This is a genomic window from Roseobacter ponti (assembly GCF_012932215.1).
Taxonomy (GTDB): domain Bacteria; phylum Pseudomonadota; class Alphaproteobacteria; order Rhodobacterales; family Rhodobacteraceae; genus Roseobacter; species Roseobacter ponti.
In genome coordinates this window covers 2,575,330-2,587,038 of sequence record NZ_CP048788.1, presented here as the reverse complement: position 1 = coordinate 2,587,038, position 11,709 = coordinate 2,575,330, and the positions used below count along the sequence as shown (strand labels likewise).

10 protein-coding genes are annotated in these 11,709 nt (G+C 63.0%); 8 read left to right on the top strand and 2 right to left on the bottom strand.

The annotated features are described in order from the left end of the window. The 3 genes from G3256_RS12285 to G3256_RS12275 are packed head-to-tail and all read left to right on the top strand — an operon-like array spanning window position 1 to window position 2,789. Window positions 1–951, top strand: a complete 951-nt coding sequence (locus G3256_RS12285) for an MBL fold metallo-hydrolase (protein ID WP_169641096.1) — start codon at window positions 1–3, stop codon at window positions 949–951. Continuing rightward, window positions 948–2,591, top strand: a complete 1,644-nt coding sequence (locus G3256_RS12280) for an FAD-dependent oxidoreductase (RefSeq protein WP_169641095.1) — start codon at window positions 948–950, stop codon at window positions 2,589–2,591. Before G3256_RS12285 ends, G3256_RS12280 begins: the two co-directional genes overlap by 4 nt. 3 nt (window positions 2,592–2,594) lie before the next feature. Next, window positions 2,595–2,789: a DUF2783 domain-containing protein gene (locus G3256_RS12275; protein ID WP_169641094.1), complete on the top strand. Its 195-nt coding sequence runs from the start codon at window positions 2,595–2,597 to the stop codon at window positions 2,787–2,789. A 177-nt stretch (window positions 2,790–2,966) separates the two neighbouring features. Here G3256_RS12275 and G3256_RS12270 read toward each other — a convergent pair whose 3' ends face one another. Next, on the bottom strand, window positions 2,967–3,395 hold the full coding sequence (locus G3256_RS12270) for a MarR family winged helix-turn-helix transcriptional regulator (protein ID WP_169641093.1): 429 nt from the start codon (window positions 3,393–3,395) through the stop codon (window positions 2,967–2,969). A 196-nt stretch (window positions 3,396–3,591) separates the two neighbouring features. Here G3256_RS12270 and G3256_RS12265 point away from each other — a divergent pair, with 196 nt between their 5' ends. The 5 genes from G3256_RS12265 to G3256_RS12245 all read left to right on the top strand — a co-directional run bounded on the left by G3256_RS12265 (window position 3,592) and on the right by G3256_RS12245 (window position 10,880). Further along, window positions 3,592–5,517 carry a CHASE2 domain-containing protein gene (locus tag G3256_RS12265; RefSeq protein ID WP_169641092.1) on the top strand — a complete coding sequence of 642 codons (1,926 nt, stop codon included), beginning with the start codon at window positions 3,592–3,594 and terminating at the stop codon, window positions 5,515–5,517. Further along, window positions 5,517–6,209, top strand: coding sequence for a DUF928 domain-containing protein (locus G3256_RS12260; RefSeq protein WP_169641091.1), 693 nt, complete (start codon window positions 5,517–5,519; stop codon window positions 6,207–6,209). The genes G3256_RS12265 and G3256_RS12260 overlap by 1 nt, the downstream gene beginning before the upstream one ends. A gap of 37 nt (window positions 6,210–6,246) precedes the next feature. Next, a complete protein-coding gene (locus G3256_RS12255; RefSeq protein WP_169641090.1) occupies window positions 6,247–8,064 on the top strand; it encodes a caspase family protein in 1,818 nt (605 codons plus the stop codon). Window positions 8,065–8,290: 226 nt separating this feature from the next. After that, window positions 8,291–9,370, top strand: a complete 1,080-nt coding sequence (locus tag G3256_RS12250) for a PLP-dependent cysteine synthase family protein (RefSeq protein WP_169641089.1) — start codon at window positions 8,291–8,293, stop codon at window positions 9,368–9,370. Window positions 9,371–9,485: 115 nt separating this feature from the next. After that, complete coding sequence (locus G3256_RS12245) at window positions 9,486–10,880, top strand: phosphomannomutase (RefSeq protein ID WP_169641088.1); 1,395 nt, start codon at window positions 9,486–9,488, stop codon at window positions 10,878–10,880. 13 nt (window positions 10,881–10,893) lie between these two features. On the opposite strand, the gene G3256_RS12240 is transcribed toward G3256_RS12245, so the two are convergent. After that, on the bottom strand, window positions 10,894–11,298 hold the full coding sequence (locus tag G3256_RS12240) for a VanZ family protein (RefSeq protein WP_169641087.1): 405 nt from the start codon (window positions 11,296–11,298) through the stop codon (window positions 10,894–10,896). Window positions 11,299–11,709: the final 411 nt, after the last annotated feature.

The following is an 11,709-nucleotide window of genomic DNA, read 5'->3' as shown; positions in this document are numbered from 1 at the left end:
ATGGCCAAAGCCTTCGCCTCACAGGGGGATATGACGGAAAAAGCGATCACTTTTGACGAAATCGGCGAGGGGCTCTGGGCCTTTACCGCCGAGGGTGATCCCAACTCCGGCGTAATCATCGGGGATGACAGCGTCATGATCATCGAGGCCCAGGCGACACCACGTCTGGCCGGAAAGGTCATCGAAAAGGTGCGCAGCGTCACTGACAAACCGATCACCCACCTGGTGCTGACCCATTACCACGCGGTCCGCGTGCTGGGCGCGTCAGCCTACGGGGCCGATCAGATCATCATGTCCGACACCGCGCGCGCGATGGTGGCAGAACGCGGCCAGGAAGACTGGGACAGCGAATTTCAGCGCTTCCCCCGCCTTTTTGAAGGTCATGAAAGCATCCCGGGCCTCACCTGGCCCACGACGACTTTCAGCGGGTCGATGACGGTTTATCTCGGCAGGCGCCGGGTCGACATCAGCCACCCCGGGCGCGCCCATACGGCAGGTGACGCGGTGGTCTTTGTGCCCGATCAGAACGTCATGTTCACCGGTGACATCGTCGAGGACCGGTCGGCCTGCTATTGCGGTGACGGGCATTTCAGCGACTGGGGTCGTACGCTCGACGTGATCGCGGCCCGTGATGTCGATGCCATCGCGCCGGGCCGCGGCGGTGCTTTGACCGGCAGAAAAGACGTCGCACGCGCCATCACTTCCACACGTGACTTCCTCGACAGCACCTATGCGCCTGCTGCCCGCGTCGCGGCCCGGGGGGGCAGCCTCAAAGACGCCTGGGACGCGGTGCGCGCCACCTGCGATCCGAAGTTTTCGGATTATGCCATCTACGAGCACTGCCTGCCCTTCAATGTCTCGCGCGCCTACGATGAAGCCCGCGGTATGGATACGCCCCGCATCTGGACCGACAAGCGCGATCTGGAGATGTGGGAGCAGTTGCAGGGATGAGCCGGGAGACTGCACGGACGGATGATGCGCAGGAACCGGCGTTTCGTCTGTACTCGTACGAAAAACGCAGCACACCTGGCGCAGGACCGGAGCACCACCCGGTGGTGGTTGTGGGCGCCGGGCCGGTGGGCCTTGCAACCGCGCTTGATCTGGCACGGCGTGGCACGCCTGTTCTGGTGCTGGATGCAGGTACTGGTCCGGGGCAGGGCAGCCGGGCCATATGTTTTTCGCAACGCACCCTGCAGATTGCGCAGCGGCTCGGCGCGGGAGACGCGATGCTGAAAAAGGGTGTGGTGTGGAATACGGGCAGGGTCTTCCACGGGCCGGACCGGATATTTAAGTTTAACCTGCAGCCTGAAGAAGGACACCGGCATCCGGCTTTCATCAACCTGCAACAGCCGTATTTTGAGAAGTTTCTCGTCGAAGCGATCCGGCGGGCGCAGAAGGAAGGCGCGCCGGTGGAGATCAGGGGCGGCAACAGAGTGACGGGTATTTCAGTGCAGAAGGACGGTGTGTCGCTCGGCGTTGACACGCCCGACGGTGCGTATGACCTGCGGGCGGACTGGTGCCTGGCCTGTGATGGTGCGCGCTCAGCCCTGCGCGAAATGACCGGCCAGAGCTTTGAGGGGCGGGTCTTTGAGGATAATTTTCTGATCGCCGATGTGCGGATGAAGGCTGATTTTCCGACCGAGCGGTGGTTCTGGTTCGAGCCGCCTTTTAAGGACGCGGGCCAGTCTGCGTTACTGCACAAACAACCCGATGACATCTGGCGGATCGATTTTCAGCTGGGTCGGGACATTGACCGCGACGCAGAGCTTGATCCGGCGCGCGTGCGCGCGCGCGTTGATGCCATGCTGGGTGAGGGGGCGGAATACGAGCTCGTCTGGACCTCGGTTTACAGATTTCAGTGCCGGCGCATGCACACATTCCGCCAGGGTCGCGTGCTCTTTGCCGGTGACGCGGCCCATCAGGTTTCTCCCTTCGGCGCGCGGGGGGCCAATTCGGGTGTGCAGGATGCGGAAAATCTTGCCTGGAAGCTGGATCTCGTGGTTCGGGGGCAGGCGCCGGAAAACCTGCTCGACAGCTACTGCGCCGAACGCGAACACGGGGCCGATGAAAACATCCTAAATTCCACGCGGTCCACGGATTTCCTGACCCCCAAAACACGGATGAGCCGGGTTTTCCGGGACGCGGTTCTGGAGCTTGCGCGCGCGCACAGCTTTGCTCGTCCGCTTGTCAATTCGGGGCGGCTCTCGGTGCCCTGCGTTTATGACGGCCTCGCGCTGAACGGCTCTGATGCGCTGAACGGCCCGGCCAGAACCCGCCCCGGCGCGCCCTGTCCTGACGCGCCGCTCCGCGAGGGTTTTCTGCTCGACCGGCTCTCGGTGGGTTTCACTCTGCTTGCGATCAACACGCCTCCGCCTGATCCGGGTGACGGGGCGGGCGTGGACGTCGGCACCCTTGTTCTGAACACGCAAACCGATGATCCTTCAGGTGCGCTGCGGACGCGCTATCTGGGTGAGGCTGAACAGGCCATTTATCTGATCCGGCCGGATCAGCACGTGACAGCACGCTGGCCTGCGGTGCAGACGGCGGATATTGCCGCTGCGCTGCGGCGCGCAACAGGCAGGGAGAAATGACCGGTGGACCTTAATCTCACCCCCAATATACCGGATCCTGACGGGTTTTATGACGCGCTTCTCGCTGCGCATGAAGGCCGTACAGATGATGAAAGTGATGCGCTGAATGCGCGGCTTATTCTGCTGCTTGCCAACCACATCGGCGACCCGGAGGTATTGAACGCTGCGCTTGTTGCTGCCCGCGCAGTTGAGGGCTGAGCACCAGGCCAGCCGGCACCCTGCAGGATCAGGCGGGCGGTGCGTCAGGGGCCGCGCCCGTGGCCCCGCCGCTCAGAGATGACGCACGGGATAACCGCAGGCCCCCGTTTCATGTCCGGTGCATGCCCTCCGTCGGCGCGGGCAGCAATCAACCGGCTCTATCTGACGTCGTCCGTTTCAGCCGGCGCCTTTTTCCAGTTTCAGCAGCATGCTGCGCAGGCTTGAAACTTCCGTGGGTGACAGCACGCTGGTGATGTCGCGTTCATACTGCTCTGCGGCGGCCTGCAGATCTCGGAACACCCGCTGTCCGGACGGCGTGAGCGCCAGCGTCTCGACACGCCGGTCCTGCGCGGACGTGGTGCGTCTGAGATAGCGTTTCACTTCGAGCGCCCGCACAGCACGGCTCACCTTGGTTTTGTGGATCGAGGCCAGCCCGCAGATGCGCCCGGCTGTCATTTCGCCGTAACATCCCAGATGAAACAGCACCCGCCACTCTGTGCGCAGCATGCCGTAGCGGTCGCGGTAATACCCCTGAAAATCCCGGCTGACAGCTTCTGCGGCCTGGTTGAGCAGATAGGGAAGGAACTGCGGCAGAACGAAGGACATGACATCTCCGGAGACTGGGCAATGAATTGTTGCGGATGTAACTGACGCACCCCGTTCTGTCTATCCTGCGCAGCACTGCGGGACTGCGGATGGTGCAAGCTGACTGGCGGCAGAGGGAAAGAGTCGATCCCGCAGGTCTCTGCGGCTAAGGTAAGGCTGCGCCTGACGGGCGCGATTGCCGCCGGGTCCGATCTCTATGAACAAACACATCCTGAGCCCGCTTCACGCCGCCCTGCTGATCCTCGCGGCGGGTTGTGCCGTCTTTGCGGTTATCGCCGGGTTGCGCGCGGCGGGGGCGTTGCAGCGGATCGAACTGGTGCAGTATGACCGGACGGTTGCGCGCCTGGCCGATAACGCACCCGCCGGGGATGTGGTCATTGTCGCAATCGGCGAAGAGGATCTGGCCCGCTGGGGCTGGCCTTTGCCCGACGAAAAACTGGCAGAGCTTCTTGAAGCGTTGAAGGAGGCCGGGGCCACAGCCATCGGCGTGGATATCTATCGCGACAACCCTGTGGCACCTGGCAGCGCGGCGCTGACGCGGGCCTTTGACGACAGCAGATCTGTCTGGATAACGATGCTGGGCGCGTCGGGCGCCAATGCGATCCGCGGTCCGGCCTTTGCCGAGAGCACAGACAGCACGGGATTTGCCGATGTGCCGGTCGATCCTGACGGTGTTGTGCGCCGCGCGCTGCTGCTGACCAGTGACGGCACCGGCGTTTCGCTTTCCTTTGCGGCGCGACTGGCGTTTCTGGCAACCGGGCAGGCAGGTTTGAAACCCCTTCCTGACGATCCTTCGGTGCTTCTTTTCGGCGACACACCGGTGCCGCGCCTGCGTGACGGCTCCGGCAGCTACCGCGGGATCGATGACACCGGATATCAGATCGCGGTTGCCTGGCGGAACGGCCCGCCCGTGGCACAGGTGATTTCCGCCGCAGACCTGCTGGAAGGGCGCGCCGGCACCGCGGAGATTGGAGGCCGTGTCGTTGTGCTCGGGCTGACCAGCATCTCAATCAAGGATAATTTCCGCACCCCGCTGAACCGACCTCCGCACCCGCCTTTTTCCTATGGTGTCGCGGTGCATGCCGCCGTGGTCCAGCAACTGATCGACATCTCGGCGGGCAGACTTCGCCCCCTGCGCTCACCGCCGGCCCCCGTGCATCTTGTGATGATCCTTGCCGCGGCACTGGCCGGGGCGGGTGCGGGGTATTTCGCGAGGTCGCTCGCGGGCGGTATTTTCTTTGGCCCCGGTCTGGCGCTGGCTTTCGGCGCAGCCGCCTCGGTGGCGCTCGCACGCGGCCTCTGGCTGCCCGCGGTGCCGGTCGCCTTTGCCTGGTTTGCAGGCTTTCTCGTCGTCTTTACCATCATCAGCGTGCTGGCGCGCCAGCAGCGGCGCACCATCGCCACGCTGTTTTCCGATCATATGTCGCCTGAGCTTTCGGCTCAGATCTGGCAGAGCCGCGATGTCCTGCTGTCGGGCGGCAAACCTGTACCCATGCGGCTTTACACCACCATCCTGTTTGCCGATCTGGCCGGTTCCACAACCGTGGGCGGTACCGCAGAGCCCGAAGCTTTCATGACATGGGCCAGCACGCTTCTGGATGAGATGAGCCGGATTTCCCGCGCGCAGGGCGGATTTGTTGAAAAATTCACCGGCGACGGGATCCTTGTGGTCTTTGGCGCGCCGGTGCCCTCGGAGGCGCCCGGTGCCAGATCACGCGATGCCTCGCGCGCCTGTCAGGCCGCCTCGGAAATTGTCCGCGCGGTGGAACGTTTTAACGCTGACCCCGGCCTGCTCGCACCGTACCGGGTGCGGATCGGTCTGCACAGCGGCGAGGTTCTGAGCGGGACTCTCGGGACAACCGGCAGCCTGCAGTACAATGTGATGGGAGACACCGTGAACATCGCCGCGCGCATCGAAGCTTTCGGCAAAACGCTGGGAGATCGACAGCAAAGCCCTGTTGTCATATGTTTAAGCGATACCACTGCACAGCTCTTACCGTCGCGGGAGAGCCTCCGACCGGCGGGGCGGATGGCGCATGATGACGGGCAGAGCGCGTTTGAGATCTATGAACTGACGGGCAGGCCTTCCGCACCGGGCGGAATGCCGGAGGATCACATCTGATGGGACAGAACCGGCAATACGCTATGATGTCCCGGGGGGTCGCGGCCCTGCTGTCCCTGGCCGTTCTATGTGCATCAGCGGCGCGCGGTGAGCAGGCGACCGGGAGTACAGACGCCGCACCAGGCGAGGTGGTCTTTGTGCCCCCGGACGCCGGAGCCCCTGCCGACCGGGTGGGCGCAGGCACGCGCGATCTTGCCCGGGACCACGGTGCGCTGGTGTTGCTGGCCCCCGAGGGTGGCGGACTTACCCGCTCTGCGCAGCCAGCACTGGTCTGGTATCTGAGCGAGAACTTCAAAGGCTCAGTGCAGGCGCAGATCGTTCCGGTGGAGGGTACCGGAACCGGTGTGGCCCGCATGAGCGAGGGCCCCCTGCGCAAAGGATACTACGCCCTTGACCTTGCCCGGTCTCAGATGACGCTGGAGCCCGGGAAGATTTACGAATGGAAGGTGCTGCTGCTGACGGGACCGGACGGCGACGTGATCGCAGATGCGCGCACCTATGTGGAACGGCAGCCCGGCGGGCTTCAGACGGGCGATGACCCTGCGGCCCTTGCCGCGGCCGGATTGTGGTTCGACGCGCTCGGGGCATTCGTGCGCATCGGGCTTTCAGGCAGGGTGCGCATTGAGCCGGGCCCCGGCTTTGCCGGGCTCGTGTCTTCGGCGGGCATAACGGGACTGCCCGGGGCAGAGTGATCTTAAGGGCGCCCTGTGCGCCGGAAAGGGGATGCAGATGAAACGCAGAGCAGCGCAGACCGCACGCGCATTTATCTCGCTGATTTCGTTCATCGTGATCTTCAGCACTGGCGCCGCTCCTGTGTCTGCGGCCAATGGCAAACGCGTGGCCCTTGTGATTGGAAACGCGGATTATGAACACGTTTCCACGCTGAGCAACCCTGCCAATGATGCGGCGGATCTTGCCCGCAAACTGACCGGCATCGGGTTTGAGGTCACCTCCGGGCTTGATCTGGATTACACCGGTATGCGGCTTGCGGTGCGGGATTTCACCGCGGCGGCTGTGGGCGCCGATGTGGTGCTGATTTATTTTGCCGGCCACGGGATTGAGATCGAAAACACCAACTATCTGATCCCGGTGAATGCCACCCTGAAAAGCGACAGAGACGTAGAATTTGAAGCCATCCGACTGGATTCTGTGGTGAATGCGGTGGCGGATACCGGGGGGCTGAAGTTGATCCTCGTCGATGCCTGCCGGAACAATCCCTTTCTGTCACAGATGAGCCGCGCGGGGGCCACGCGGTCCATCGGGAATGGTCTCGCGGCAATCGAGCCCGGGGGAGTTGTTGTCGGATACGCCGCGCGTGGCGGCACGCTGGCGCAGGACGGCGACGGGCGCAACAGTCCCTATGCCGCAGCACTGCTGGAGTATATTGATGAGCCCGGACTGGAGCTTGGCAAACTGTTCCGCAAGGTGCGTGACCGGGTCTATCAGACCACGGACGGGTTTCAGGAGCCCTTTACCTACGGATCTTTGCCGGGCGAGGATATCTTTCTGGTGCCGCCCGTCGAAAAGGTGGCGATGCCGGCACCCGCCCCGGTAAGCCGTGCCCCGGTGCCCGGGCAGGCGGCACCGGCCACCCCCTTAGAAGCGGCCGCGAAAGTGAACACGCTGCGGGGCTGGTCGCTCTATGCCCGCACCACCGACGAGCGCGCTTTCTCCGACCCGGCAGCGCTGGAGCACATCCGCGGGATGACCCCGAAATGGATCGCTGCCGGAAATGATAAGGTGATGGAAGAATTCCTGCTGCCTGACAGAGAGGCGCGCCGCGATTTTCAGGCAGCACTGAACCAGGCGGGGGCAGACGTGGGGACACCGGACGGTGTCTTCGGCCCGAAAACACGCGCGGGCATCCGCATGGTTCAGAGTGGCGCGGGCCTGCCGGAGACCGGTGTCGCCGGTCCGGCGCTGCTCGCGACACTGAACATCGCACTCGCAGAGGACCCGGGAGGGAGTTTTATCTCGGCCCCCTTTGCCACCCGTCACAACCCGGCCGCATTGCGTATGATCGGAGAGGACCCGCAGATCACTGATATTCTCGGCTGCCTGGGGCTGCGCAAAAGCGTGTACGGTGTTTACCAGGGCCGGCTTTACGTTGCTGTCGTACGGTCCGGCAGTGTTGCATCGGCGCGCGCCGATGCTCAGAAATGCGGTCTTGATCTCGCCTCTGTCACGTCAGCGGCGGAAAACGCGTTCGTGGTGCGTATGTTCAGTTCTGATCCGGGTTTTGTCAGCATGGGTTATGACAGCAACACAAACACCAGCTATAAATCCGGCCCTTATTTCGGCCTGCGCAAAGATCGCGGTGAGAACAATGCGGTGATCGGCTGGCGCTGGTTCAGCGGCGAGCCTTTGCGATATGAAAACTGGCTGCCCGGCAAGCCGGACCAGCGGCACGGGCGCGGCGACAAACACTACGCGCAGTATCAGTATGAGCGCCGGGGCCGCGCGGATCTCTCTTCTGTGCAGGCCACACAGTGGTTTGACGGCGCCGGTATTCACGGTCACGCCGTTATTCTTGAGGGTGATTTCTGAACCTGTCGCCGGTGGGGCGCGGCTCTGCATCATCCGGCGTGGTATCGCGTTGCTAAAACCCGGCCCGCGTCCCTCCACGCGGCAGAGGTCTGCCTGCGGAGGGCAGAGACTGTTCGGGCCGGCACCTGTCACAGACGATCACGCCCGGGTGCGTACCGGGTTGACTTGTTCCGCCATGCGCTGAACGATGGCGGCCTCGACACTCAGCCCCGGGGGGATGGCAGCGATGACGGATAACTCAATTCGGACCACAGACGGACGCGGACGCCTTTACGACAGCGTACTGGACACCATTGGCAACACGCCTGCGATCCGCATCAACAACCTCGCACCCGAGGGCGTCACGATCTACGTCAAAGCGGAATTCTTTAACCCGGGCGCATCGGTCAAAGACCGTCTTGCCGTCAATATCATCGAGGCGGCCGAACGGTCCGGAAAGCTGAAACCCGGCCAGACCGTGGTTGAGGCGACAAGCGGCAACACCGGTATCGGGCTTGCCATGGTCTGCGCACAGAAGGGCTATCCCCTGGTGGTGACCATGGCCGACAGCTTTTCGGTCGAGCGCCGGCGTCTGATGCGGATGCTTGGGGCAAAGGTCGTACTGACCCCGCGTGCTGAAAAAGGTTTCGGCATGTACCGCAAAGCGGCAGAACTCGCGGAAAAACACGGCTGGTTTCTCGCCCGGCAGTTCGAAACAGAGGCCAACGCGAATATCCACGCGGCAACCACTGCGCGCGAAGTGCTGGGTGATTTTGACGGGCATAAGCTCGACTATCTGGTTACCGGATACGGCACCGGCGGCACGGTCACCGGTCTCGGGCGGGTGCTGCGCAAAGAGCGCCCGGAGATAAAGATCATCCTCACTGAGCCTGCCAACGCGCAGCTTGTCGGCAGCGGTCATGCACAGGAGCGCACCGCAGAACACGCCCCGGCGTCAAGCCATCCGGCATTTGAACCGCATCCCATCCAGGGCTGGACACCTGATTTTATCCCTGCCGTGTTGCAGGAGGCCATCGACGGCGGTCTCTATGATGATCTGATCCCGGTGGCAGGTGCCGATGGTATCCACTGGGCACGCGAACTGGCCGGCAGGGAGGGGATTTTCACCGGTATTTCCGGCGGATCAACCTTTGCGGTATCGCAGAAAATTGCTGAAACAGCCCCTGCGGGATCGGTGATCCTGTGCATGCTGCCCGACACCGGCGAGCGTTATCTCTCGACACCGCTTTTTGAGGGCATCGCCGAGGACATGAACGAGGATGAGATGAAAATCTCGCAATCCACACCCGGATATCAGATGGGCTGACGCGGCCGGGAGGCGGGCGTCATCATGAACGCAGGCCGCGGCAGCGCACGTGAAGGGCCGGCCCCGGTCGCCGGGCCACGAGATCAGACCATCAGAGCGGAATACAGGAAAGAGCATGCCACCAAAATTCGGCACAAGTGGCCTGCGCGGTCTGGTGACAGAGCTGACCGCCGGGCTCGTGGGCGACTATACCGCGGCATTTCTGGGGGCCTGCGATACCGGCGGCGCGATCTGTCTCGGCCGTGATCTGAGACCCTCGTCGCCACAGATTGCACAGGACGTGGCCCGGGCGGCAGTGGCCTGCGGGTTTACGGTCATTGACTGCGGTGCAGTGCCGACCCCGGCACTGGCTCTGGCGGCACAGTCGCGCGGGGCAGGGGCGGTTATGATCACCGGCAGCCATATCCCGGCCGACCGCAACGGGATCAAGTTTTATTCCCGCGCCGGTGAGATTTCAAAATCAGATGAGACGGCGATCAACGCGCATCCCGGTGCCGTGCAAGGTGCTGCTGCACCAGGGTCTGTGGAAACTGATGACGGGGCCGGCGCACGGTTTGCAGAGCGGTATCTGAGTGCCTGCGGTCAGGACGCGCTTGCGGGCATGAAGATCGGCCACTACACACATTCCTCCGTCGGTCGCGACCTGATCACCCGGGTGCTGAGCGGGCTTGGGGCTGAGGTTGTGGAACTGGGGCGCTCGGAAAACTTCATCCCTGTGGATACCGAAGCTGTGGCACCGGATGTGCGCGATATGATCCGTAGCTGGTCATCAGAACACGCACTGGATGCGCTCGTTTCATCGGACGGCGATGCGGACAGGCCTTTGCTGGCAGATGAAACGGGGGCGATCGTGCCGGGCGACATCCTGGGACAGATCGTGGCCGAAGCACTGGGGGCGGAGACTGTCGTCACCCCGGTCTCTTCCAACAGCGGCGTGTCGCGCAAAGGCTTCGGCACGGTCATCCGCACGCGGATCGGGTCTCCTTACGTGATCGCGGCCATGCAGGAGGCCACCGGCAAGGTGGCCGGATATGAGGCGAACGGCGGCTTTTTGCTCGGATATACTGCCGAGGGCCGGACGGGTCCGCTTGCGCCGCTGATGACGCGCGACTGCGTTCTGCCGCTTGTAATCGGGCTCATTGCTGCGCGCGGCGGCACGCTTTCGCAGCGGGTAGGGCAGGAGCCGCCGGTGGTTGCCATGGCCGACCGCTTGCAGAATGTGCCACAGGCTTTTTCCACCTGGTTCGTCGACGCCCTGGCGGGGCAGGAGGCCGTGCGCGCGGAATTTCTGCGCACTCTGGGCGCGCGTGAGGCCGCACTCGATCTTACCGATGGTGTGCGTATGACGCTGACGGACGGCTCAGTGCTGCATGTGCGCCCGTCGGGCAATGCGCCCGAACTGCGCCTTTATACCGAGGCTGAAAACAGCACAGCCGCGCAAAAGCTGCTGGCCGGCGGGCTGGCGGAAATCTCGCGCAGGCATTCAGAATGGGCGGAAAGCGCTGGCTAGAAGGCAGCAGGGTTCATGTGTCGCGCGCCAGTCTGCGACGCGCGGCGGGGCGGATCAGATATTCGTTGAAGATCATGCCCAGAGCCAGGCCCAGCAACGCGCCGAATGCATCAGCATAAACATCCGCAAGCTCGCCGGAACGGCCGACATGCGGCTGAATGAGTTCGATCACGACGCCGTAGAGCAGAGCCAGGGGCGCCACCCAGCGGCAGGCGCGGCGATAGATCAGCGCGGCGGGAAAGGTCAGCGCAGCAAAGGCGACCACATGCCAGAACTTATCCGAGACCGGCATACCCTGTGGCATGTTCACTGGTGTCAGCGTGAAGTACCCGATCAGCACACCCACCGCGAGCGTGGTGCCAAGAGCAAGTACGCGCCGCTGGCGGACATAAGGAAAGGACGTGTCTTCACGAGGCATTTGCAACCGGGTTTCCTGTGTTGTTGGTAAGACGGTCTTACCGGACAGAGGCACGGTGTCAAAGCACTTGCGCGGACCTGCGGATGGAGTGCGTATGCGCGATGGCCACCGGCAGGGATTTCTGTGCGAAACAATTGCGTTCGGGCGTTTCTTCCGAACGATATCCGCGGTGGAGCATTGTCTGGCGCACGGGGTTTGCTGCTGGCTGAAAAACGCCGGTGCCACAATATGTCTGACGTGCCGGGCACTTCCGCCGCAGCGCCGTGCAAGAGAAAACATTCAGAGATAAGCACCCACATGACATGCCTTCACCGCAACGGACATGCATATATACACGCAGGCCGGGAATTACCGCGCCAAAGTGAGTCTCCGTCGCAACAGTTATCACCCTTCGGTCAAAAATTTCAAAAA